The following is a 25,439-nucleotide window of genomic DNA, read 5'->3' as shown; positions in this document are numbered from 1 at the left end:
GAAATACATTTCATAATAAATCCTTATTCATGACAATAGATGACTTATTGTTGCAAGTATTAGTAAAGTATTCAGTTACTTTATTGTCAATTAGTAGTATCAAGCTTGTGGAAATCAGACAGCTATACAATCAGAATGTGACTATTATCTAGTGACGATAACAAACTTTGATTCTAACTCTAAAGAACGCTCTCGAAAGCATGCAATGTTTGGGTCTATTGAGTAGTTTTGAAGAAAAAACAGAAGTCATTGAAACTAATCATTCGATAACCTCGTTGTTCATAGCTTTAGCCCAGTCTTTACATTCGCAGCGTACACAATGCTGATTGGGATTGGGTATATAATCGACATAGCCACAATGCATACAAGCATAGCAAGTTCCCGAATCTATCTGCTTGACTGCCTGATACTGATGGGGAAACAAAGGTAGACCGTAACGTATTTCATCATGCGGAAATAATAATATACTAAATTCACCATCCGTCTCTAGCAACCCGACCCGAACCTGACCCAGATGTTCAATGCCTTGCTGACGCATTTCAGCAAAAAATTCATCGTGTGACATTTCTCCTTTTTCAATCTTCTCGAGTACTAATAGGCCTCCTTCTACAATATAAATCGGTTTTCCTTCTATAAGATCTTCAAAAGGCTGATATTTCACGGTTAGCCAAGTGCACAGCTGATATAGCGAAATGACAAGCGCCATTACCAGTAGGGCTTGAATTAGCGGTAAATCCTCGGTAAACATCGGATCACCAGCGATAGAACCCAGTGATAAAATAATCGTCAGCTCAAAAATTGACAGTTGGCGAACGCCGCGCTTGCCGGTGAAACGTAGAAATAAAATAATCATGCTGAACATCACAACCACGCGTACGACGATTTCAGCGGCAAGTGTCCAAGTCGTGTCATGAATAAAGATACTTGCCCAATCCATGTGTTGTTTTCCTTATTCTAATTCCTAGGCATTGGCCTATAGTATCGTCATCTTTGGTAATTGTATTTGATAGTCAACTTTACTACTTTCAATAAAAGTGACAACCTCAATGCGGTTCGCAAATTTATTTTACCAGTTTTAGGTCTATGGTCTTTTCAGTATATATTAGTCAAGCCAGCCCTGTTTTTTCGCATAGGCAAGTTGATCAGGCGTATCAACATCATGACTGAGTTGATGATTGATGACGGTACTAATTTGATTGGACGGCAACTCCCTAATTAAGTGACGCAGACCTTTATCCCCTATCAGCGCTGACTGCCACTGTTTGAGTAGCTCATAACTAATTACTAGGGGTAAACCGACAATATTGTCTTTGTATTCATCGGCAGAGACCATTTCGTTTTCATTTAAACGCTGATAGCTGCTCGCAACCACAAGGGTCTTGCCTGCCAGCAATTCTATTAGATGATCTCTGTCCAATAAGACTTGGTCGACTCCCATAATTAACACCCGATCAATCGATACGCTATTAAGATGGGTTAGTGTTTCAATGCCTAGAGATAGACTGTGCGCCATACCGGTTTCAGGTACCGAATTGACCACAGTATGAATCTTAGGTTCTTCAATAATCAATTTCGCTAGCGCGTTGGCGATCGCTGGATCATTATCAGGAATAATAACGATGACGGTATAAGGTTGAGTGGCCAATACCAGTTTGGTCATATAGCCAACCAGCGCTTCGCCTTGCTTGCTTAGCAGTTGCTTGGATTGCCCAAGACGCTGACTCAGTCCGCTCGCTAAGATAATAACCGCATGGCTTTTAATCATGGGCATAACCATTCACATAGTCATTCACACAAGCATGTTCGGTTACTGGTTGTATTGGTGTTTGTTGAATGGATACTTGCACATTAGGTTTGCTGTCTAGAAGCACTGCTGGCGACGTTTGATCGTGAATCACCGCACTTATTTGTGCCATGATGCTTAGTGCCAATGCTTCAGGTCCGTCACCACCCAATTTATAGCCGATAGGATAATGCAATTTTGTAATGCCTGCAGCTAATACAGCAGGATTGGCGGTTGCGGCACTAATTTCTTTAATTAGGCGCTCAGTGCGATAACGGGGCCCTAATTGTCCAAAGTATTTATATTTATACTGAGAAGAGTGCTCTAATAATACAGCAAGGCGAGCACGGTCTTGGCTGAGACTGTGTGACATCAAGGCTACAGCAGCATTTTGGCTAAGCTCAATTAACGTCTCGCTATCGTCTAAAGATAAGCACATTACCGTATCCGCCTGAGGGAAACGCGTACGCGTTGCATACTGCGAGCGGCTATCTATGACCGTGACATGCCAATCTTGTAACTTCGCCATCGTCACAAGCGGCATCACATCATTACCTGCCCCGCAAATGAGTAGCCTTACTTGAGGTTGCAGTCGTTGTACAAGCCATTCTGTTTGTACAGTTCTGTCTTTAATGCCCTGTGCTGAGCCCTGCTCTACCTTACTTTTTATGACAACGTATTCGGCATCTTTTTTATTGAGTTTATGTTCTGATAATACTTTAGCCATAGCGAATAACGTATCTGAAGCATAAGGTACCGTTTGATTCAAACCACTATTAGCATCAACTGCAGTCATTTGTCCTCTATTGATATAAGCATCCAAATCAATTCGCATGCCAATTCGATGTTGAATATCTTTATTTTCATAATCATCGGATCTAATTAAAGTCGCCATCATTACTGGCTGTTGTGTGCGACGTACCTGACGGATTACATCTAACCAAGGGTTGGCTGTCGCTAGTCGTTCAAACAAGACATGCACGCGTCCGTTACATCCCAAACCAAAATTTAACTCGATGTCTAGGTCATCATTTTCGTCATCTTCAATGTCACCCTCTGTATCTGTCTGCTCATCGCCCGTTTGATAGACTTGTACATTCGCGCCGTTCCGAGTCAACCAAAACGCACGTTTGATAATATGCGGCTCTAAGCAACCGCCGCTAATCATCCCTACCGAACGTCCATCCGCGCAAATAAGCATCATAGCACCGGTACGGCGATAAGCCGATCCTTCGGTACGTACTACAGTTGCCAACACCGCATCGATGTTTTGCTCGTGTGCCTCGCTTGCAAGCTTGAGAATATCAGCAATTTGATTCATAACACCCCTTATAAGGTTATAAAAACCCGCCTAAGTAGCGGGTTTTTAAGATAAAAATAATGTGTATCGAAAAATTACTCTGGCATCTCATAAAGCAATTTATCAAGGGTAATTGGAAAGTCATAAACTCGTACGCCGACCGCATTGTAGACAGCATTAGCAATAGCAGCCGCTGCGCCTGCGATAGCGGTCTCACCAATACCTTTAATGTGCATCGGGTTGGTATAAGGATCGTCTTCTTCTACTAAGATGACCTCCAATTGCGGTACATCCGCATTGACTGGCACATGGTACTCAGCAAGGTCATGGTTGCATAGGCGGCCGTCGCGTTTATCATGGATAACTTGCTCCATCAACGCTGAGCCAATCCCAAACACCATGCCGCCATAGCACTGCGAAGTGGCCGTTTTGTGATTAAGGATACGCCCTGCAGCGAACGCGCCAGTCATGCGCTTAACCCGAATCTCGCCAGTTACTCTATGTACCGCAACTTCAGCGAAGTTGGCGCCAAAAGAAGCTTGGCGGTAGTTCTTACCGTTTTTACCTGGTTTGATTTGACCTTTGGCACTGAGTTTTTGCTCATCGTATTGAGCGATGATATCCGCTAATGAGTAAGATTTGAAATCGCTAAAGTCGTAGTCGGTCTGCTTAGACCGTGGTAAACCTGCGGTTTCGGCCATTTTATCGATAGCGCTGTTAGCGAAACCTTGACTGGTCTCCATCGCCGTCTCTATAACTGTAGGATCATGCTCACCTGCCTGCTTAATTTGCCCTTTATCCAATTGAATGGTGTCGGGATAGAGACCGACTTTGTCCGCCAGCATTTCACGCAGTTGTGCGCAAGCCAGATAGACACCACTGCCTGCACTAGCAGCGCCCCAACTGCCCCCTGAACCTGATGCCGGTGGCAGTGCACTGTCACCCAATTTCATCTCGATATGATCTATGGGCAGTCCTAATAAATCAGCAGCAACTTGAGAGAATACGGTATAAGACCCTGTGCCGATGTCAGTCATATCTGTTTCAATAACGGCTTTGACGCCAAGGTCCTTTGAACTATCGACTTGTAAGGTTGCGCGTGCTTCAGATTGTTGTAGCTGGTTACCACGTGCCGCAGCGGCCATGCCTGTACCTATCCACCAATCGCCTTCTAACTGACTGGCAGGTTTGGCATTACGCTGGGCCCAGCCAAACTGCTTGGCACCTTGATCCATACAAGCAATCAGTTGCCGTGTCGAAAAGGGGATGTCTTGGCTGGGATCCTGTTCGGGTTCATTGCGGCGGCGAAGCTCAACAGGGTCGATCTCCAACTGAGAGGCCAATTCATCCATAGCACATTCAACTGCAATCATTCCAACGGCCTCACCAGGGGCGCGCATCGAACCTGATAACACTTGATTCATATCTACCATTTGATAATGTACTCGGCGATTTTCCCCACGATATAAATAATGGGTAGATAAAGCAGTTGGCTCAAAGAAGGCTTCTCCTGGCAAATTGCTAGCAATAGTGTCATGAATCATAGTATTGATAACGCCATCTTTATCGCAGCCGATAGCGATACGCTGACGAGTGTTTGAGCGTCTTACCGTGGCTTCCATCACTTGCGGACGGGTCATAGTAATCAATACCGGACGACCAAGCTCTTTTGCCGCGATTGCTGCAGCAATTGATTCAGGCGCAATACCTAGCTTACTGCCAAAGCCACCGCCGACATAATAGGCAATCAGTTGTACTTGGTCTTTATTCAAGTCCAACGCGTCCATAACTTGCTGCTTGCAAGAAGCTATCATCTGGTTAGACGTGTACAAGATTAGCTTGTCCTCTTCCCAATGCGCCAAGGTAGCATGAGGTTCCATCGCAGAACTGTTCTGACTTGGGGTGTGATAAAAACGATCAAGGGTCACTTCAGAATCGACAAGCCCCTGCTCTGGATTACCTTGGACAGAGTTTTTATCCGAACCTTTTTTCTCATCAACGTCATGAGCGTTGGACAACTCTTTAGTAAAGTTTAGAGCTCCTTGGTCGGTCTCATCTTTATAAGTAACTTTTAGCGCTTTTGCGCCTTCTGTAGCGGCCTCAAAAGTCTCTGCAATCACCACAGCTATCGGCTGACCATGATAGAAAATCTCAGTCGCGCCTTGCTTTGGTGCTTTCTTTGCCCCGCCTTGCTGAGAATTACGTAGAAAATGTTCAGGGTCTGTAACCACTTTAATGATGTTGGGAATGCCTTCTAAAGAGCTGCTATCGATATTTTCGACTTGACCTTTAGCGATTGTAGCACTGACCAACACCCCATAAGCTTGGTTGTCTAAGTGGATTTCAGCAGTATAAGGCGCTTGACCGCTGACCTTTAGTGAGCCATCGACACGGTTGATTGGCTTACCAACCAACTTACTTGCCGTCGTACTGAATAAGGATTCAACAGGCTCATCCATGGTCATCTTTTTGGTAGGTTCTGACTGAACTCCTGAATTAAATAGTGCCATGATTATGCTCCCTCGCCCGCTAATGCGCGCTGAATGACTTGTTTTAGTAGGCGACGTGTTAACGGTATTTTGAAGTCGTTTTGGCCACTGCCTTTAGCCTCTTTCAACAATAAATCTGCGGCTTGCGTGATAACGTCGTTGTTACCATCGGTATCGGTTAATAGCGCCTCAACGTCTTCATTACGCCACGGCTCAGTACCGATACCACCAAACGCCAATCGCACTGTCGTCAAGCTACCATTATCATCAGCATCTATTATTGCGGCACAAGATACCAATGCAAACGCATAAGACGCGCGGTCGCGCACTTTGTCATAAGTGTGCATGCCTTTGATAGGTGCTGGTAGAACAACATGAGTAATCAGCTCGCCGGTCTCTAGGACAGTCTCAATATGCGGAGTGTCTTTTGGCAAACAATAAAAATCTTCAATCGCAATCTCGCGAGTAGAACCATCGGCCTTTATAGTCTCGACAGTGGCACCTAGCAAACGCATAGCAACTGCCATGTCAGAGGGATGCTGAGCAATACAAGCCTCACTCGTCCCTAAGATGGCAAGCGTGCGGTTCTCACCATTAATGGCTGGACAGCCAGAACCCGGCTCGCGCTTGTTACAAGGACTGTCGGTTTGATAAAAGTAATAGCAACGGGTGCGCTGTAATAGATTACCGCCTGTCGTGGCTCTGTTACGCAGCTGTCCAGTTGCCCCTGCCAAGATCGCCCGTGATAATACAGGGTAATTTTTAATAACGTCAGGGTGCGCTGCCAAATCACTGTTGGTCACGAGCGTACCGATACGTAGACCACCATCAGCGGCCGTTTCAACTTGTTGTAATTCTAATCGGGTAACATCGACCAGTTTGAGTGGGGTTTCAATCTCTAGCTTCATCAGATCTAGTAAATTGGTGCCACCAGCAATAAATGAGGCATCGGTAGGGCTGGCATAATTCGCTGCTTGCTCTGGTGTATTGGCACGGCTATATTCAAAGCGCTTCATGAGCGACCTCCTGATGTGCTACTGGCAGTGTTATTTTTGTTTTTTGCTGACAGACTACCCAGCTGCGTCTCACTCGGGGGTGGCGACCAAATGCCACTTATGGCTGATGATTGATCAGTAGATTTCGTAGCCTGCTCTGTTATTTGGCTCTCCAGCACTTGTGAGATGGCTTTGATGATGTTGGGATAGGCCGAACAGCGACAAATATTGCCACTCATACGCTCAGCAATTTCTTGTACTAGCAACCCATTAGGAGTCTGTAAGTCAGTAGTCACATGACTTGGCCACTGTTGCTTGACCTCTTCTATCAATGCCGTCGCTGAACAAATCTGGCCGGGCGTGCAATAACCACACTGAAAGGCATCGTTGTCTTTAAACGCTTGCTGCAGCTCCGACAGCGATTCAGGCATACCAATGCCTTCAATCGTCGTAATATCATCGCCATCGTGCATGACTGCTAGTGTCAAGCAAGAGTTAACTCGTCGTCCATTGATGAGCATAGTACAAGCCCCACATTGGCCATGGTCACAGCCTTTTTTTGGTCCGGTGATGTGCAGGTGCTGACGACAGACATCAAGAAGTGTCGTCCGCGTATCAAGATTATCAAATTCATAATCCTGCTGATTGATTGTTAACGTCAAGTTAGACATGCTGGCTTCTCGCTGGCGAATGATAATAAAATTTTAGATGAGGTCTTGCGGCTAGTCTATATATTAAATGTTAATAAAAATTTTCTGACTTATGAAAGGGGTTAGTTATGTTTGTCTTGATCTCTCTTAACTTCTAATTTTTGAAATAAGACGTCAAATCAATGGATTGCCGTAGCAAAGATGATTTATGAGTGCCCAACATTTCTTCTACTCCTATCTAAATAATTTGTTATTTGATAGAAATAATATACCTAGCAAAATTATTCGATTAAATAGCTTTTTGAGTCAATAAAAGGGTTTTTCTATGGCTTCATGTAATTTCTCGATCCTGTTTATCAACCCTTTAGTAGAGCGCAGATTAAAAATAGCTGGAGTAACGCATTAAACGTTTGATAGGAATCAGTCCAAAAAAAACGCAAAAAAAGGCAGCCAAAGTTAGAGTAACTTGACTGCCTTTCATATTTAACTGCCTTTCGTATTTAACTGCTTTTAGTATGTGCTACCCAATAAGACTAACGTTCCAATAAAAAGAGTCTAAGAAGTTTAATGAGTTAAAAAGTATTAACCATTAACTTCTTGTTTAACTGGATCTACCTTAGTAATAGTAAACCCAGTAAAGCCAAATAATATCGTCAGCAGCAGCGACAGATAACAGAAGAAGGCATAAGGCAGATACTCAAGCACTGGCACGCCTAATGCTTGGCTGATAAATACACCACACACACTCCAAGGCACCAGTGGATTAATCACCGTGCCAGCATCTTCAATGGTACGAGATAAGTTCTTAGGATGTAGATTTAAGCGCTCAAAGGTAGGACGGAAAGCGGTACCTGATAATAGGATACTTAAATACTGCTCACCGATTAGGACGTTGATACTTAAGGCTGCCATAGCGGCGGCAAAGATAGCGCGACCTGAACTGGTCAGCATATCTCTGATACCTAACAGCAGCGCAGGCAAGATACCCAATGCGCTTAGCAGACCACCTAAACTTAATGCCAAGATAACAATAGTCTGTGTAAAGAACATGCTCTGCATACCACCGCGTGAGATCATGCCGCCCACTTCGCCTAGCTCTAAGTTTTCGGCAGGAGCATAGCCGCCAAACATGTAGCCGCCTAACTGTCCGATACTGGGGGTACTGTGCAAATAGGTAATGATTAAAGCGGTAGCAATCGTGTAAATGATGGTATAGATAGCATTCACTCGGCAAACCGCCAAGACAACTAGCACAATAAACGGTAGTACTGAATAACCATGCACTAAGCCGCTATCAACCAGCTGCGACTGCAACAGGGTAACTTGACCTAAATCGCCGGTACCCGCCTGCCCAGAAAAGAACCAAAACAGCCCCGCAGTGATGAGCCAAGCTGGCACAGTGGTATACATCATATTACGAATATGCTCAAACAAATCAATGCCCACGACAGAAGAAGCAAGCGTACAAGTATCTGATAGTGGGGACATTTTGTCGGCAAAGAACGCGCCTGAGACTATGGCACCTGCAGCGATAGCTACGTTGGCATCGAAGGCATTACTCATCCCAATAAAGGCCACGCCTATAGTCGCTGCCGTGGTCAAACTACTGCCCAGCGCTACCCCGATAATTGAGGTCAAGACAAAGGCAGAGATATAATAATACTGCGGAGATATCAGCTCAAAACCATAATACATAACGGTGGGAATAGCGCCCGACATCATGAGAGCGGCGACTAGCAATCCAATAAAGAATAATAAATAGATAGCACCAATACCACTGGCGACGCCTGAGGACATTTGTTCCTGCATCTTCTCAAAGCTTAAGCCCTTAAACATACCTAGGGCCAGCAAAACAGCAATAGCAAGCATTAATGATAGGTGCGGAACCCAGCCAAAGCCAATCATGGTGACACCCATAATCGCGATGACAACGCTAGCAATGATAAAAGCTACCTTAGGAGATAGCTCGGTAAGTACTTGTGGAGGCATAACACATCCTTATGTTGCCAATTTGGTTTGGATTCTTAGAATTTTATTTAGTTGTTATAATTCAGGAGCTATATTGTACGCACTATACTTTACAGGCTCTAATTGATTTAGAGCCTGTAAAATATAATTTAGAGACTAGGATTATTTATCGAGCAATTTATCGGTTTTTGCTGCCATGATAAAGTCATTACTATGCAGGCCTTTAATGCTGTGCGACCACCACGTAACAGTCACTTTGCCCCATTCCACTAACATGCCAGGGTGATGACCTTCCTCTTCGGCAATATCTCCCAGTCGATTGGCAAATGCCATAGCCGTAACGAAGTTTTTAAACTTATATTTACGCTGCAATTGATTGACGCCATCAACATTAATCAATGACCAATCAGGAATCTGTTTTAACAGCTCGCTTGCTTCTGCATCGCTGACTTTTGGCGCGCCAATACGGCAGACTTCACAGCTGGCTTGCGATAATTCGGACATAATAATCTCCTTGGTTTAAATTTATTCTATTGATAATTTATTTGATGACTAATTTATAGAAGCAATATTTTAAGTGATAGACAACGATAGGAACAAAGTAGCTCAAAAACGTACTAATGCTTATGATCTTTATTGTATGCGGTATAAATACTCATGTCAGTTAAGCTAATGACAGCTAGGCTAATAAAAGCTAGAACGTCTCTATATATAAATATCTTTATGCATAAGTAGCGTCAAATAACCCAAGGCTCATAGCCTTTTTGACATAACCCATGATGTCGCTATTCAAAATATCAAACAGCGTATCTAAATCGTCGATGGCGTAATAGATGGGCTGGATGTGATCAATACGATAAGGGGTGCGCAAAACATCCAACAAATCAAATTCCCGGCAGTCCGGCTCGTCGCTTAGGGCATATACGGTCTCAGAGGGAGAGCTTAATATACCGCCGCCATAAATTCTACGAGATTCCTTACCTTGGTCACTGCTTTGTCCAACCAAACCAAACTCGATGGTGAACCAGTATAACCGGGCCAGACACATCCGCTCTTCTTTACTGGCATTTAATCCCAGCTTGCCATAAGTCTCGTTAAAGGCAGCAAAAGCAGGGTGAGTAAGCAGAGGACAATGCCCTACAATTTCATGAAAAATATCAGGTTCTTCGATATAGTTCATATCCTCAGAACGACGGATAAAGGTAGCTACCGGGAAGCGTTTATTGGCTAAGAGTTTAAAAAACTTACCAAAGCTAATCAATGCAGGCACGGCAGCAGTCTGCCAGCCAGTGGTGTCTTGTAGTACCGTGTCAATATCATAAAGTTGTGGGATTTTGGTCGTAGGTAGGTTTAGCTTATCCAACCCTATTAGATACTCTGAGCAAGCACGATTGGGTATTTGCTTGGACTGACTGTCAAGCAACGTTTCCCACGTAGCGTGCTCATCGTCACTATAATCAATGTGACCATTGGCATCGATTTGATGCGACACATAGGGTTGCTTTTCATTGCTAGTCTCGCCGCTATTAGCATTGGGAGTTTGAGTAGTAGAAGCTGTGCTTTCCATGCCTGCTGTCCTTCTGAAGTCAGTTCAGTATAGTTGTACTACCATGCCATCTTCGCTAGACGTTTAAGTGTTACCGTCTTCGCTTGGTTTTTTGGTAGTAGTTTTATATTGAACTCATTATTATTTTGTTCTGAATTTTGGGTGGTGTTTATTAGCGATGCTTTATTCGCAATATTTTGATAGCGATACCTTAATAGGGGCAGGACAAACTCTTTTCTGTCCTGCCCGTTACTGTTACTGACTGAACTATTTACTGTGATTCAGTTTCAGTTTGACCAATAACGCCGCGGTTGATTTGGTCGCGTTCTATCGATTCAAATAGCGCTTTAAAGTTACCTTCACCAAAGCCGTCTTCATAATCGCCTTTACGCTGGATAAATTCGAAGAATACTGGGCTACCAAGGATAGTTTCAGAGAAAATCTGTAGCAGTAGGCGTGGCGTACCCCCTTCTGTTGTACCATCTAACAAGATACCGCGCATCTGTAGGTCGGAGATATTCTCACCATGTCCCGGTAGGCGCTCATCAAGCATTTTATAATAAGTATCAGTTGGCGCTGTCATTAACGGAATACCGGCGTCTCTAAGCTTATCAATACTGGCAAATAAGTCATCACTTGCTAAGGCAATATGCTGAATACCTTCGCCATTAAAGTGCATCAAATACTCTTCGATTTGTCCGCCGCCTTGCTTAGACTCTTCATTCAATGGAATACGGATTTTGCCATCAGGGGCGGTCATCGCTTTACTGGTCAGACCGGTGTGTTCGCCTTTAATATCAAAGAAGCGAATTTCACGGAAGTTGAATATGCGCTCGTAAAAGGTAGCCCAATAGGCCATACGACCACGGTAAACGTTGTGCGTGAGATGATCGATGACCTTAAAACCATGACCCACAGGATGCTTGTCAACTTCTGGAAGAAACTCAAAATCGACATCATAGATAGATTCACCATCTTCAAAACGATCAATCAAATAGATGAGTGAGCCGCCGATACCTTTGATAGCGGGTAGTCTAAGCTCCATAACACCAGTGGGTACCTCTACTGGCTGAGCACCATTTTCAATGGCGAGCTCATAAGCTTTCTTGGCATCTTTGACGCGAAAGCCCATGCTAGTCGCCCCTGCTCCATGCTCTTCAACAAAATAGCTGGCTTGGCTTTTTGGTTCACGGTTTAGTATGAGGTTGATGTCACCTTGACGGTATAAAGCGACATCTTTAGATCTATGGTTGGCAACATGAGTAAAACCCAGCTGCTCAAAAAGTGAGGATACCGCTTCAGGTTCAGGTGAGGCGAATTCAACGAAGTCAAAACCGTTTAGACCCATTGGGTTTTCAAATAAATCTGCCATTGCAATCATCCTTAATTTCAATTGGTGGTATAAAAACCATAAAAATATAATGCTAAAAAATAGCTTGAATCAATAATTCCTATTGACGATGCGTTTATATTAGATTAGCTTGATTTATAAGACTAATTGTATTTAATGATTTATTTATCAGGTTTCCTTATGAATGTTAGTATTCGCCAGCTAGATGCTTTTATCAAAGTCGCTGACAACGGCAGCTTTACTCGTGCCAGTGAGCAGATGCATTTGACCCAGTCTGCTGTTAGCGGATTGATCAAAGAATTAGAGACCAATCTTGAAATCGTGTTGTTTGATCGCACTACTCGGCAGCTGTCTTTATCTACGGTGGGGCGAAATCTGCTGCCACAAGCTCGTAGAGTCCTCAATGAAATGCACTTGTTTGTCAATGAAGCGAGCAGCTTGACTAGCCTAGCGCAAGGTCAAGTACGATTAGCCGTATCGCAATTTGCCGCCTCATCCATGCCTGCGGTAGTGGCACAATTCACCAAAGAATATCCCGATATTAGCGTGTCTTTGTTAGATTGCTCAGCAGAAAACGTGCTTGAACACATTCAAAATATTGAGGTAGATTTGGGGGTAGGAGTAGAGCTTAGCTTTATGGAGGTAGACGATGACGTTAGCGCCGATTTGTTATATCAGTTGCCGTTTTGCGTGGTGATGCCTGATGATCACGAACTGGCGCATCATAGCGAGATAGCTTGGCAACAGCTGCTAGGAACCCCGCTAATTACTCTAAACGGTCCTATTAACGAGCAAGTATCCGCTGAGCTGGATGAAGCCGTTGCTACCCATATACAGCAGGCGCGCTATAAAGTGAACTTTATGTCCACTGCGCTTGAGATGACCCGTCAAGGCTTTGGCATCACCTTATGTCTGCCCTATATGCCTGAGGTTATTGATTGGGTGAGCGCAAATGGGTTGCAAATGCGGACGCTATCACAACCTGTTAAAATGCGACGATTTTTTATTTATCAGCGCTCCTCTCGAGGGTTGTCACCTGCTAGTATTATTTTTAAACAGTTTTTACAAACCTATTTTGACAGCCATTTCAACGATTTACAGAGTTTTTGAGAGAGATTTAAAACATATTTTAATAGCTAAATGCACGAATTAACGGGTTATGGAAAAATCTAACGTTGAGTTAATAATCAAACTGGTCTATGCTTTTTGACGGCTCAATTTATATTTTGTTGTATAAGAAAATAAGGGAAATAACATGTTTGAACGTATCGACTATTACGCTGGTGACCCAATTTTAGGGCTTATGGAAAAGTTTTTGGCGGACAGCAATCCTAAAAAAGTAAATTTAGGCATTGGTATTTATTATGATGAAGCTGGCGAATTACCGGTACTCGACTGTGTAAAAACAGCCGAACAGCGCATTGCCGATCCTATTTCCCCTAGACCTTATCTGCCAATGGCGGGACTGCCTGGGCATCGCAAAGGCTGTCAGGAGCTATTATTTGGTAAAGACGCTCCCGTCTTGCAAGAAAATCGGGTCGCGACCATCGCTACTATTGGCGGATCTGGCGCATTAAAAGTGGGCGCTGAGTTTATTCACCAGTGGTTCCCGCAGTCCAAATGCTATGTTAGTGATCCTACCTGGGGCAATCACATTGCCATCTTTGAAGGCGCTGATGTCGAAGTTGGCACCTACCCTTACTATGATAAAGCCACCAGTAGTGTCAGATTCGATGACATGGTCAGCTTTCTTGAAAAGTTAAATAAAAATGATGTGGTGTTATTACACCCTTGCTGTCATAACCCAACCGGCTTGGATTTGACCCAAGCGCAATGGGATACAGTGCTAGAGGTCATTCAACAGCGTGAACTGATCCCATTTATGGACATCGCTTATCAAGGTTTTGGCGAAGATATGGACAGCGACGCTTATGCCATTCGCAAAGCCGTCGATATGGGTCTACCCTTGTTCGTCAGCAATTCATTTTCTAAAAACTTATCGCTATACGGCGAGCGGGTTGGTGGTCTTTCAGTCGTTTGTCCTACCGCAGATGAAGCCGAGCGAGTCTTTGGTCAGCTCAACTTTATAGTCCGTTGTATCTATTCAAGCCCACCATCACATGGCGGACGTGTGGTCGATATCGTTATGAATGACGAGCAATTACACCAGCAATGGGTTGGCGAAGTTTATGGCATGCGTGACCGTATCAAAGCCATGCGCATGAAGCTCAAATCAGTGCTAGAAGCCAATCTTCCTGAACACGACTTTGACTATATTACCCGTCAAAACGGCATGTTTAGCTTTACCGGACTGACGCCTGAGCAAGTTGAACGCCTACAAAGCGAGTTTGGTATCTACATGGTCTCCAACTCCCGCATGTGTGTGGCAGGCCTCAATGTCAGTAATATTGACTATGTTGCCAATGCGATGGCAGAAGTCTTAAAAGACTAACGCTAGATTGCTTTAAGTAAAAATCTAATTTTAAAAAAGCTGGGCGATTGCTCAGCTTTTTTATTTAACGAGGTTTTTATTACACAGCACCTTATTCTGGAATAAGTCATTCTAAAGCAACCTATTCTAAGATAAGTCATTATGAAATAAGCTATTATAAAACAACCCATTCTGTAATAAGTTAACGAAAAAATACTGATTTATACGAGCCAGATAGCAAACCAAACAGCAAACCAAATAGCAAAAGAGTTACCAAAACTCCTTGCAATATGACTGGTTATAAATTACATTATTCGTAAGCAGTTAACTATAGCGTAATTTATTGCACTGGCTCTTACTACATTAACTAAGCTAAGCAATTAAACTAACTAAGCAACTATTACCTTAATTAAGCCACTTATACTAATTTAGCAAGGAGCATTTCATGTCAACGATTGACAAAAACCTCACTTCATTTATCGACATCGCTAGCGATTCTGACTTCTCAATTCATAACCTTCCTTATGGCATCTTCAGTGAGACTGAAGACGGCAAACGCCGTGCTGGTGTCGCTATTGGCGATCAAGTGTTGGACTTATCGGTACTTGAAACCGAAGGCCTGTTGACGCTAGAGGGTGGCCCCTATTTTGATCAGCCTACGCTAAACCCTTTTATCGAGTCCGGTCGCGACAACTGGACGAAAGCGCGTAAAACTATCCAAACCCTACTCTCTGCCAACAGCAAAGATTTAGGTGACAACCAAGACTTGCAGAAAAAAGCACTGTTTAAGCAAGCAGACGTCACCATGTATTTGCCAGTACGCGTTCCCGGCTATACTGATTTTTATTCTTCTAAAGAACATGCCACCAACGTCGGCACCATGTTCCGCGATCCTGACAATGCCTTATTGCCTAACTGGAAAGAGATGCCTGTGGCTTATAACGGTCGCGCCAGCACCGTCATCGTCAGCGGTACCGATATTGTCCGTCCTTCAGGTCAGCTAAAACCCAGCCCTGATGAGCGTCCTATTTTCTCACCTTGTAAGCGTCTCGATTTCGAACTTGAGACCGCCTTTATCGTCGGTCAACCTAACAAAATTGGTCAACCTATCGCTATTGAAAACGCCTGGGATCATATCTTTGGCATGGTGTTATTTAACGACTGGTCAGCTCGTGACATTCAAAAATGGGAATATGTACCCTTAGGTCCGTTTAATGCCAAAACCTTTGCTTCTGAGATTTCACCTTGGATTGTTACTTTAGACGCCCTGCAACCTTTTAAAACATCAATCCCTACTCAAGACCCGCAGCCACTGGCCTACTTACGTGAGAAAACGAGCGATAACAGCTTCGATATCAACTTGTCAGTAGAGCTGCTACCAGCAAACGCTAACAATGATGACAGCGCAACGGTTCTTTGTGAAAGTAACTTTAAATATATGTATTGGTCAATGACCCAGCAACTTACCCACCACACCATCTCTGGTTGTAAAGTAGAAGTCGGTGACATGATGGGTTCAGGTACGATTTCAGGGCCAACGCCAGACACTTTCGGCTCAATGCTAGAGCTGGCTTGGAACGCGACTAAACCAGTTAAACTTAACAATGGTGAAACGCGCAGCTTTATTGAAGATGGCGACACCGTAATCCTAAAAGGCCATGCCGAAAAAGACGGCATCCGTGTGGGCTTCGGTGAGGTACGCGGTACGGTATTACCTGCTTTAGAGTTTAATTTTTCTGAATAATTATCGGATTGTTAAAGATTTAAAGCACCAACCCGTTTCATAAATAAAAGCCCAGTCACAGCAAAGTTATATTGCATTTACTGTGACTGCCCTCTTTTAATTATTTGTCAAAAGGATATTGATAATGACCTTTAAAATAGAACAAATCCATCACGTCGCTTACCGTTGTAAAGACGCGAAAGAGACCGTCGAATGGTATCAAAAACACCTTAACATGGACTTCATCTTGGCATTTGCTGAAGATCATGTGCCTTCGACCAAAGCCTTTGACCCTTATATGCATGTGTTTTTAGATGCCGGTAACGGTAACGTATTGGCATTTTTTGAAGTACCCAATCAACCTGAGATGGGCTTCGACCCCAATACTCCAGACTGGGTGCAGCATCTAGCGATGAAAGTAAAAGACCGTGATACTTTAATAGCTGCCAAAAAGCATTTAGAAGAAGGCGGTATTGATGTTATCGGGGTTACCAATCATGGTATTTTCCATTCTATCTATTTCTTCGATCCTAATGGTCATCGCATGGAACTCACCTACGATGATATTACTTCAGAAGAAAAAGTCTCGATGATTACTGAAGAAATCAAGAAAGATATGCTTGACGAATGGTCGCGTACCAAACGTGCCCCAGGCCATACTCACTTTTTGCATGCTGAAGAGCTTGCCGAAGCCAAAGAGCATGTTCCTGTTGGGGAATAATTTCAGTGTTTAAAGCTTATAAACAGTATTAAGAGTGGCTGTTAATTAAAAATGGATTTTTATTAAGAGTCGCTTGTTATTAGCAGTAGTTTTCAAAAAAAGAAAGATAACCTATTATTGATATATAAATTTAAAAATTAAATTTGTAGTAGAGTAATACCCAACCATCAAGAAAGGATCTCATGATGAAAAAGAAATTATCTTTCGGAATAGCGTTAGCTGGTTTGCTTGCGATTTCTGGCTGCTCTGATAAAAATGAAACAGCGTCCACCGCTGGTGATTCTGTCAATCCTGACGACGTTACGGTACTCCGATTTTCGCACTTTATGCCAGCCACTGACGAAATTAATAAACAAGTTTTTGAACCTTGGGCTAAAAAAGTGGCAGAAGATTCAAATGGTCGATTAAAAGTCGAGATTTATCCTTCTGCTACCTTAAGCAAGCCTGGCGCTACCTATGATGCTACTGCTAAAGGCACGGTAGATATTGGAATGCAAGCTCATGGTTATACTGCCGGACGATTCCCGTTAAGTCAGATTGTTGAGCTTCCAGGTATTTCAAATACAGCAAAACGGCAGACTTGTATCCTTCATAAATTATACGATGATGGGGTCATTGCTAGCGAATACGAAGATACCCACCTTCTCTATATGATAGGAACAGGCCCAGGCGCCCTTCATACTATTGATAAACCTATCCGAACTCCAGCAGATATGAAAGGCATGCGCATTCGTCAACCTTCTGCGGTGGCCAGTCATATTATAGAAGCGGTAGGAGCTTCTCCAGTAGGTATGCCAGCACCTGATACCTATACCGCACTTCAGCGCGGGGTCATTGATGGGCTCAGCTTTGCTTGGCAACCAGTTCGAGCTTTTCGTTTGGACGACTTAGTTAATACGCATACTAACATTCCCTTTTATAGTGCCGCTTTAGTCGTCACCATGAACAAAGACAAATACGAAAGCTTACCTGACGATCTAAAAAAAGTGATTGATGATAATTCTGGAAAAGAGATGGCTGCTAAAGCTGCCAAGGTTTTTGATACGGCCAATGCCGAGATTATGGCCGAAGCTAGAGCAAAAGGTGATGTAATGATAGAGGTTCCAGACCCGCTTAATGATCCTAACTGGAGTGGCCCGCTAATAGAAGGCTCACAAAAATATCTTGATGAAGTGAGCGCTACCGGACTTGATGCTCAAGGGGTTTATGAAAAAGTCAAAGCAGCCAGTGCTGCCTGTAAAGTTTAATTTACTAGCCGTGTTAAATGGCATTTTGATCAAAAATAGCAGGGTTTTATACAACCATAACAGCTAAGCAATCTGATAACGTTGAGCGATCGCCCGTACTTTATCAGCCACTTCGTGTTGCTTACTCATGGGTAGCTGCTCTGAAGTGCCGATAATAGTAATACCATAGTCTAATGGTAGGTCTTTAACAAAAGCATCTGTAGCGCCATCTTTAGCATTGGCCAATTGCGGCAACAGTACCGGAATAGTAATAGCATTAATGCCTATTAACATATCCCCGGTGACCGTCGCATAACCTTGCGTGCGAATATCGGCCTGTAGCTGGGTAAAGTGTAGCCATTTATCTGATATTTCAGCGCTGCTTAATGTATCAGATTCGCCTTGCCATTCTGCAATTACCAGTGGTTTGATGACCGCATCTGGTTGATAGCTGGCAAACAACTGCCCTGTCGCTGAGGTGGTAAGCGGCATACGTGAGCCGATACGCGTGATGATACTAATCGGGCTGTCCGGTTCAACAGATTGAATAATAATGGGACCTTCACTAAACCACTTGGCGATTTGCACCCCGCAGTTTAGAGAGTCTTTAATAGCGCTGGCGGCCGTAGTCAGTCGCTGCAAGATGTTATTTTGATTGAGGCCTGTATGGCCCAAAGCTGTCAGCGCCCCTAGAGCATCGATCCGTTCGCCCAGCCCATAGCGTCCATCATCGAGCTTACGGGCATAGCCTTTACGAATGAGGCTAACCAAGTAGCGATGGGACTTTGCCGGATGCATCTGCATCGCTTGAGCAATGTCTTTTAGCATCATAGGCTCGTTATAGGCTATGAGTACATCTAATATCGACAACCCAATCTCAAGTGACTGCACGCCACCTTGGTTTTTGTTCGATGTTAAAGAATTATTTAAGGTTGAAGCGTTATCTGATGATGACATTATTTGCTCAGTTGCCTGTTTTTTGCTCAGTTAAATAAAGATACCACTAAATAAAGATAATGCTTGCTGCTTATATCCAGCAGTTTGAGAGAAGCTAGATTTCACTTTTAAGGGTATTAGTTTAAGCGCATTTGTTTAAAATAATAGCTTGCGACGACTCATAACACCTTGTTAATTTTAGCAGATTTATGATTGTGACTGATTATATACATAATGATGAGCGTTTGATACCTGCCCAAAAAGGAGAATAATGATGATGAAACTTTATAATTACTTTCGCAGTACTACCTCTTACCGTACTCGTATTGCCATGAATCTTAAAGGTTTAGATTATGAGTATATCGCGGTTAATTTGGCAAAAGACAAACAGTTAGAGTCAGCATTTAAATCTATCAATCCACAAGGATTAGTGCCCGTCCTACAGACCGATGATTTATTGCTCTATCAAAGCCCCGCTATTTTAGAGTGGTTAGAGGAGACTTATACACAAAATCCTCTATTGCCTAAAGATGCGGCAGGCCGTATGCAGGTACGCGCACTTAGCGCGATGATTGGCTGTGATATCCATCCTCTTAATAATCGTCGCATCTTACAGTATCTGCGTAACGAGTTAACGATTGGCAAAGATGAGGTCATGACCTGGTGCCAGCACTGGATGGACGAGGGCTTTGCTGCTTTAGAAAAATTATTGGCAGCAGATAAATCGCGTGGAAAATTCTGTTATGGCGACAGTCCAACGTTTGCAGACTGCTATTTAATACCGCAGGTCTCCTCCGCTCGTCGCTTTAAAGTAGACTTAACCCCTTATCCCAATATTGTCGCTATTGATGAACATTGCCGGTTGCTTAAAGCTTTTGATGATGCTGACCCTTCAAAACAACCTGACGCGCCAACAGCTTAATCTATATGATTGAAGGTTATTAAAACTGTTAAAAGTTATTAAATGAAGTGGAGTTTCAATTTTACTCAAACTCTAGGTGACTAAAAAGCCCCAGTTTAATAACTGGGGCTCCTTGTATCTGGTAGGCGTAGCTGGGTTCAAGATAGCGCCATCTATTATATAAAGATAAGTTAATATATAAAGATAAGTTAACCAAAATACTTGTTTAATCTGATCTCTATAAAATTTACTGATAGTAAAGTGCGGTGTCTTATTACACTACACAAACTTTCAAACCTATTTAATTTAATTAGAAATTGAACTCATATTTAGGCATTGCCATCTAGTAGATCTTTGATCCTTACTCTAAGAGTAATTTACCATAGTCAAACGTCATCTATTTTGTATTAATACCACTATTGTTAATTTATTGTCGATAAAGTCTCGCGACCATGCGGTGTGTTAAAGTTAATATTAGGACCAACAGGTATTATAAATGTTGGATTAATGGTGTCGTGGCTACCGTAATAATGCATTTTTATATACTCTATTGCCACGGTGTCGGCGATACCCGGAACCTGATATAAATCCCGCAGATAGCCCCAAAGATTAGGGTAGTCAACGATACGGTGTAAGTTGCATTTAAAATGACCTACGTAAACCGCATCAAAACGCACTAAAGTGGTAAACAGTCGCCAATCCGCTTCGGTAATAGTGCTACCTGTTAAATAACGTTGATTCTTTAAACGCACTTCTAAAGTATCCAACGCATTAAATACCTCACCCACTGCTTCTTCATAGGCGTCTTGGGTAGTGGCAAAACCAGCTCGATACACACCGTTATTAATCGCCGGATAAATGAACTCATTTAATGCATCGATTTCTGCCAACAACTCTGGCGGTGAAAAATTCCCTGCCAATGCGCCGACCTCATCAAATGCCGTATTAAACATACGAATAATCTCAGACGATTCATTGCTAACAATAGTGTTGGTTTTTTTATCCCATAAAATAGGCACGGTAACGCGTCCGGTATAATCGGCTTGAGCGGCGGTATAAATATTATATAAATGAGTAGCGTTAAAAATCGGATCGGCGATAACGCCTTTGCCAGGATTAAATGTCCAGCCTTCATCACCCATAAAGGCATTGACCACCGACATAGTAATCATATCTTCTAAGCCTTTTAGCTTACGATAGATCATAGTACGATGCGCCCAAGGACACGCTAAAGAGACGTATAAGTGGTAACGATTGGGCTCAGCTTTAAACTCGCTAATACCTGAGGGTCCGGCACTACCATCTGCGGTTACCCAATTTCTAAAGCTAGAATCTTTACGCTCAAAACGGCCGCCGCTCGATTTTGTGTCATACCATTTATTTTGCCATTGACCGTCAACTAATAAGCCCACGTTGTTCTCCTGTTTATTTTAGTTTTGATTGCTGGTTTGATCCAAAAATTACCATGATTAAAATTATTGAAAGCCTATAATAAGTCAGTTTTGGTGTTAGTCAAAAAGAGTCTACCACATGGGGCAGATTCATCTATGAGTGTTCGGCAACCAACAAGAAACGTGCACTGTCATCAGCGCTACGTGCCAAAATCTAGTTACCTTTTGTTAGTACCGCCATATTTTTTTGCTTTTAGGATGAGTCACTGCGTCTATTGGAACAATAACTCATCATTCTAATAAAAAAGACTTGCAAAGTTGTAAAAACTTGCTAAAATGCATGTCCTAAATAGGCGTATAGCTCAGTTGGTTAGAGCGCTACCTTGACATGGTAGAGGTCAGCAGTTCGAGTCTGCTTATGCCTACCAGATTCTAAAAGCCCCAGTTTAACGACTGGGGATTTTTTTGTCTGTAGAATATAGGCTTCATGATGACTCTACTGTTTTTTACAATGACCACTTAGATGTGACTTGGTCACACGCTGGCAGCCACTATATCCTGAAGTATGCTATGAGCATGCGAATGGGGCTGTTTTTACAATACCCCAGTCAAGACAGGTAACGCATCAGCATACACCAATGGCTAATGATAGTCCTATGGCGGCTGAGGTGGATGAGTTTTTGAGTGGGTTTAAAAAAAGCATGGACCGTGAATCTATCATTTTTAATTTTAGGACTAACTTTTGCCATAACAGGTTTGATATGGTGCTCGTGTTTGGCGTTATTAGCTTCACTGTTAAGTAAAATTTTAAGAAAAAACCCATCAGTTGAAACTATTTCAAATAAAATAAGTGGGATTGTATTCATTGGAATGGGCATTGAGTTGATGACTGAAAAGGCTTAAGAGACGTGATTAAGTCGTAACGCCCTAGGTAATAGCAAACTCATTGTTATATTTTTCAAATCAAGGTTCGTTTTCAAGGTATGGCTTAGCGAGACTAGCTAATAGTCCCTCATATATTCGTAACAATCCATTCTGATTGAGATAATTAGCAGAACTTTGATAATAAATATTCAGTTTCTGTAGTGGGTACCATCATCAAAATTTAAGTTATTGGTTTATAATGTAATGTTTTTTGATGGGTTCTGTTGGTATACATCACAGTGTACTTGTTAGTGGCATTTCGAGTGATTTTTTACATTAGAAGATAATTAACGTGTATATTCAATAAAACGGATATTAGGCGATTAATTATGGATGATAGAAAATTTATCTTACAGTCATTATGGATAAGCGGTCTAATTTTTATATTAACAGTCGTGCTTGCGATTAGGTTTTTCAGTATGTTGTAGTGAGCCTAACTACCAATAGCGATTATGATTTTATTGCATGTGACTCCCACTGTAGGAGCCACACACCAAAAACAAGACATTTCGGACTGGTAAAAACGGTTCTCGAAAACAACCCCATGAAGGTAATTAGATAGCCTATCGCTAAACTTAGCCTATCGCTAAACTTAGCCTATCGCTAAACTTAGCCTATCGCTAAACTTAGCCTATCGCTAAACTTAGCCTATCGCTAAACTTAGCCTATCGCTAAACTTAGCCTTTCATCTAAAAAAACTGAAAAAGAAAGTAATCTAGGCGCTAAATACAAGCTTAGAAACTTTGTTAATCCATCACTAGGAAATGAAAATGGGTAATGAGTTGAGAGGCAGTAATTTAGCTCGCGCAATGCTAGAGCGTGGTGATAAACAAGTATGGTGTGCTATCGATGATGAGAGCGACGAGCAAGCAATGATAGCTCATGATGGTAATGACTTTACAGCTTATATCGTATCGTTTAAGAACGGCAGTTTCTATTGTACTGGTGGTATGCCGTGGTTATGTGCTGTGCCAATTAAGATTAGCGAGGTCATGCAAAATGAAACCATCTGCTGATTCATACTGATTGAATAAACCTGCTAATTAAAGCGGGTTTTTATTGCCTGAATATTCTATATTAACCAATCTATAAATAACTTGTTAGTATTATTGTTGGTATTGAACAAAAAATAAATCAGTAAAAACTAAGGTTACAGCCGTCTGTTTACTTCTTACATAACAGGCCAAACGCCTAACCGCTATTCGTCATGTACTCTGCGCAAGTCCTGAATATTTAAGGGAAATGGGCACACCTAAAGAGCCGGAAGATTTGAAGCAGCATGCATTTTTACAATTATGCTAGTTGATTTGGATCATCTGCTAGCAACTCCTATCTTCTAGCCTAATCGCTGTAGTATCAATTTCCATCCGCTCCACACTCATTATGCAATGGCAGTATGTTATTTTTACCTAAGCCATATAAGTTAGTAAGTTTGGGCTTACTACTGCATATACTGACTGATCTGAATGACTGCGTCATGACATATTCACATATCCCCCAAGCTTTAGATAATACATCTGCTCGTGAGCTTGTCATGTGGTTGTCAGATAGATTGCAGTAGTTTGGTTAAACACACGATAATATGTGCTCTCTAAAAACTTGCTAAGGAAAGTTGGTCATGACGGACCCTAATAGTCATAGCGTTGAAAATATAAGTATTGAAAATAAATCGGCATGGAGCGTTTTTGTTATTTTCCTTAGATTGGGTTTAACTTCATTTGGTGGTCCTGTCGCGCATTTAGGCTATTTTCATGATGAATTTGTGATCCGCCGAAAATGGCTAACCGAAAATAGCTACGCCGACTTAGTTGCGCTTTGTCAATTTTTACCGGGACCAGCAAGCAGTCAAGTCGGCATTGCCATAGGGTTGACTCGAGCAGGATATACTGGCGCACTCGCTGCTTGGATAGGTTTTACCTTGCCCTCTGCTATAGCGCTCATTCTATTTGCCATAGGTATTACTAGTTATGGGGATATTATTCCAATGGGCGTACTGCATGGTTTAAAAGTTGCAGCGGTAGCAGTGGTCGCACAAGCGGTATGGGGAATGGGTAGAAACCTCTGTACGGATGTTACAAGAGTAACCATCATGGCTATAGCCGCCTGTTTTGTACTTTCAGTCCCCTCTGCATTGGGTCAAGTTAGCGTCATTACCATCGCTGCCTTGATTGGACTGGTGTTGTTCAAACCTGAGAAAACAGTCGCTCATGACCCACTACCTATAACTATCAGACGCCGAGTTGGTTTGTTCTGGTTGATTTTGTTTTTTGCATTACTGATTGGCTTACCATTGCTATCAGCACTGTACCCAAGTCATACCCTCGCTATAATAGATACTTTTTTTCGCGCAGGGTCGCTGGTGTTTGGTGGAGGGCATGTGGTGCTACCTTTACTACAAGCTGAGGTGATTCCAGCAGGTTGGATTAGTAACGATACTTTTTTAGCCGGTTACGGTGCTGCGCAGGCAGTGCCGGGTCCTTTATTTACCTTTGCCGCATTTTTAGGTGGTTCAATGAACCAAGTGCCTAGTGGCTGGTTAGGGGGTATGATTTGCTTAGTTGCGATTTTTGCTCCCTCGTTTTTGTTAGTGCTCGGTGTACTGCCATTTTGGGAGAGTCTACGTCAAAACTTGCGGACACGAGCAGCCTTGTCTGGTGTTAATGCAGCGGTCGTCGGTCTGTTGCTTGCAGCGCTTTATCAGCCGGTATGGACAAGCGCTATTATTGAAGCAAAAGATTTTGGTTTGGCTCTGATAGCTTTGGTTGCCTTGATGTTTTGGAAATTCCCTGCTTGGCTAGTAGTTATAAGTTGCGGGGTGGCTGGATGGTTACTAACTTTATAAGGTAGCGATATATGCGGGCATGTTATTTTTACCTAAGCCATATAAGTTAGTAGGTTTGGGCTTACTACTGCATATACTGACTGATCTGAATGACTGCGTCATGACATATTCACATATCCCCCAAGCTTTAGATAATTAGGACTTACGCAAAACCGAATAAGTATTGCTAACCTCAAGAATAACGTAGTAGCATAAAGTCATGAAAAAGCCCAAAGTAACCCGACTAGATTATTGCCAATATCTCATGGTGAGTCAAATAAAC

At 42.7% G+C, this 25,439-nt stretch carries 23 protein-coding genes and 1 tRNA gene; 12 read left to right on the top strand and 12 right to left on the bottom strand.

The window, feature by feature from the left end:
* Positions 1-259: 259 nt before the first annotated feature.
* The 10 genes from JMX97_RS10995 to hppD form a co-directional block, all read right to left on the bottom strand.
* Positions 260-937, bottom strand: coding sequence for a DUF421 domain-containing protein (locus JMX97_RS10995; protein ID WP_201558106.1), 678 nt, complete (start codon positions 935-937; stop codon positions 260-262).
* 165 nt (positions 938-1,102) lie between these two features.
* On the bottom strand, positions 1,103-1,771 hold the full coding sequence (locus JMX97_RS10990) for a nucleotidyltransferase family protein (RefSeq protein WP_227671567.1): 669 nt from the start codon (positions 1,769-1,771) through the stop codon (positions 1,103-1,105).
* Positions 1,758-3,104, bottom strand: coding sequence for an XdhC family protein (locus JMX97_RS10985; RefSeq protein ID WP_201558104.1), 1,347 nt, complete (start codon positions 3,102-3,104; stop codon positions 1,758-1,760). The genes JMX97_RS10990 and JMX97_RS10985 overlap by 14 nt, the downstream gene beginning before the upstream one ends.
* A gap of 74 nt (positions 3,105-3,178) precedes the next feature.
* The gene (locus JMX97_RS10980; RefSeq protein ID WP_201558103.1) at positions 3,179-5,593 is read right to left on the bottom strand and encodes a xanthine dehydrogenase family protein molybdopterin-binding subunit; all 2,415 of its coding nucleotides are present in this window, start codon (positions 5,591-5,593) and stop codon (positions 3,179-3,181) included.
* A 2-nt stretch (positions 5,594-5,595) separates the two neighbouring features.
* The gene (locus JMX97_RS10975; protein ID WP_201558102.1) at positions 5,596-6,588 is read right to left on the bottom strand and encodes an FAD binding domain-containing protein; all 993 of its coding nucleotides are present in this window, start codon (positions 6,586-6,588) and stop codon (positions 5,596-5,598) included.
* On the bottom strand, positions 6,585-7,238 hold the full coding sequence (locus JMX97_RS10970) for a 2Fe-2S iron-sulfur cluster-binding protein (RefSeq protein WP_201558101.1): 654 nt from the start codon (positions 7,236-7,238) through the stop codon (positions 6,585-6,587). Before JMX97_RS10970 ends, JMX97_RS10975 begins: the two co-directional genes overlap by 4 nt.
* Before the next feature lie 561 nt (positions 7,239-7,799).
* Positions 7,800-9,206, bottom strand: coding sequence for a Na+/H+ antiporter NhaC (gene nhaC / locus JMX97_RS10965; protein ID WP_201558099.1), 1,407 nt, complete (start codon positions 9,204-9,206; stop codon positions 7,800-7,802).
* 141 nt (positions 9,207-9,347) lie between these two features.
* Positions 9,348-9,689, bottom strand: a complete 342-nt coding sequence (locus JMX97_RS10960; RefSeq protein ID WP_201558097.1) for a 4a-hydroxytetrahydrobiopterin dehydratase — start codon at positions 9,687-9,689, stop codon at positions 9,348-9,350.
* Between the two features lie 217 nt (positions 9,690-9,906).
* Complete coding sequence (gene phhA, locus JMX97_RS10955; protein ID WP_201558096.1) at positions 9,907-10,752, bottom strand: phenylalanine 4-monooxygenase; 846 nt, start codon at positions 10,750-10,752, stop codon at positions 9,907-9,909.
* 250 nt (positions 10,753-11,002) lie between these two features.
* Positions 11,003-12,103: a 4-hydroxyphenylpyruvate dioxygenase gene (gene hppD / locus JMX97_RS10950; protein WP_201558095.1), complete on the bottom strand. Its 1,101-nt coding sequence runs from the start codon at positions 12,101-12,103 to the stop codon at positions 11,003-11,005.
* A 159-nt stretch (positions 12,104-12,262) separates the two neighbouring features.
* Here hppD and JMX97_RS10945 point away from each other — a divergent pair, with 159 nt between their 5' ends.
* The 5 genes from JMX97_RS10945 (at position 12,263) to JMX97_RS10925 (ending at position 18,204) form a co-directional block, all read left to right on the top strand.
* Positions 12,263-13,192 (top strand): LysR family transcriptional regulator, encoded by a 930-nt coding sequence (locus JMX97_RS10945; protein WP_201558094.1) that lies wholly within the window; start codon positions 12,263-12,265, stop codon positions 13,190-13,192.
* 145 nt (positions 13,193-13,337) lie between these two features.
* Entirely contained in the window at positions 13,338-14,534 is a 1,197-nt protein-coding gene (locus tag JMX97_RS10940) for an aromatic amino acid transaminase (RefSeq protein WP_201558093.1), read from the top strand.
* Positions 14,535-14,958: 424 nt separating this feature from the next.
* Positions 14,959-16,257, top strand: coding sequence for a fumarylacetoacetase (gene fahA / locus JMX97_RS10935; protein ID WP_413786408.1), 1,299 nt, complete (start codon positions 14,959-14,961; stop codon positions 16,255-16,257).
* 124 nt (positions 16,258-16,381) lie between these two features.
* Positions 16,382-16,957 (top strand): VOC family protein, encoded by a 576-nt coding sequence (locus tag JMX97_RS10930; RefSeq protein ID WP_201558092.1) that lies wholly within the window; start codon positions 16,382-16,384, stop codon positions 16,955-16,957.
* A gap of 185 nt (positions 16,958-17,142) precedes the next feature.
* On the top strand, positions 17,143-18,204 hold the full coding sequence (locus tag JMX97_RS10925; protein WP_201558091.1) for a TRAP transporter substrate-binding protein: 1,062 nt from the start codon (positions 17,143-17,145) through the stop codon (positions 18,202-18,204).
* Positions 18,205-18,267: 63 nt separating this feature from the next.
* On the opposite strand, the gene JMX97_RS10920 is transcribed toward JMX97_RS10925, so the two are convergent.
* Positions 18,268-19,140, bottom strand: a complete 873-nt coding sequence (locus JMX97_RS10920) for an IclR family transcriptional regulator (protein ID WP_201558090.1) — start codon at positions 19,138-19,140, stop codon at positions 18,268-18,270.
* Between the two features lie 256 nt (positions 19,141-19,396).
* Here JMX97_RS10920 and maiA point away from each other — a divergent pair, with 256 nt between their 5' ends.
* Entirely contained in the window at positions 19,397-20,041 is a 645-nt protein-coding gene (gene maiA, locus JMX97_RS10915) for a maleylacetoacetate isomerase (protein WP_201558120.1), read from the top strand.
* Positions 20,042-20,442: 401 nt separating this feature from the next.
* Here the strand turns inward: maiA and JMX97_RS10910 are convergent, their stop codons facing one another.
* Positions 20,443-21,432, bottom strand: a complete 990-nt coding sequence (locus JMX97_RS10910; protein ID WP_201558088.1) for a glutathione S-transferase family protein — start codon at positions 21,430-21,432, stop codon at positions 20,443-20,445.
* 330 nt (positions 21,433-21,762) lie between these two features.
* Between JMX97_RS10910 and JMX97_RS10905 the strand changes: the two genes are divergently transcribed.
* The 6 genes from JMX97_RS10905 to JMX97_RS13965 all read left to right on the top strand — a co-directional run bounded on the left by JMX97_RS10905 (position 21,763) and on the right by JMX97_RS13965 (position 25,316).
* Positions 21,763-21,839: transfer RNA gene (locus JMX97_RS10905), tRNA-Val, on the top strand.
* 256 nt (positions 21,840-22,095) lie between these two features.
* Positions 22,096-22,314 (top strand): LysE family transporter, encoded by a 219-nt coding sequence (locus JMX97_RS10900; RefSeq protein ID WP_201558086.1) that lies wholly within the window; start codon positions 22,096-22,098, stop codon positions 22,312-22,314.
* 791 nt (positions 22,315-23,105) lie between these two features.
* A complete protein-coding gene (locus tag JMX97_RS10895) occupies positions 23,106-23,351 on the top strand; it encodes a hypothetical protein (RefSeq protein WP_201558084.1) in 246 nt (81 codons plus the stop codon).
* Positions 23,352-23,690: 339 nt separating this feature from the next.
* Complete coding sequence (locus JMX97_RS13925; RefSeq protein ID WP_265089458.1) at positions 23,691-23,762, top strand: hypothetical protein; 72 nt, start codon at positions 23,691-23,693, stop codon at positions 23,760-23,762.
* Between the two features lie 191 nt (positions 23,763-23,953).
* Positions 23,954-25,177 (top strand): chromate efflux transporter, encoded by a 1,224-nt coding sequence (chrA, locus tag JMX97_RS10890; RefSeq protein WP_201558082.1) that lies wholly within the window; start codon positions 23,954-23,956, stop codon positions 25,175-25,177.
* 19 nt (positions 25,178-25,196) lie between these two features.
* Positions 25,197-25,316 carry a hypothetical protein gene (locus JMX97_RS13965; RefSeq protein WP_320157744.1) on the top strand — a complete coding sequence of 40 codons (120 nt, stop codon included), beginning with the start codon at positions 25,197-25,199 and terminating at the stop codon, positions 25,314-25,316.
* Positions 25,317-25,439: the final 123 nt, after the last annotated feature.

Source organism: Psychrobacter sp. 72-O-c (assembly GCF_904846605.1).
Lineage (GTDB): Bacteria > Pseudomonadota > Gammaproteobacteria > Pseudomonadales > Moraxellaceae > Psychrobacter.
The sequence above is the reverse complement of the archived record's forward strand: the minus strand, read 5'-3'. Positions and strand labels throughout refer to the sequence as shown.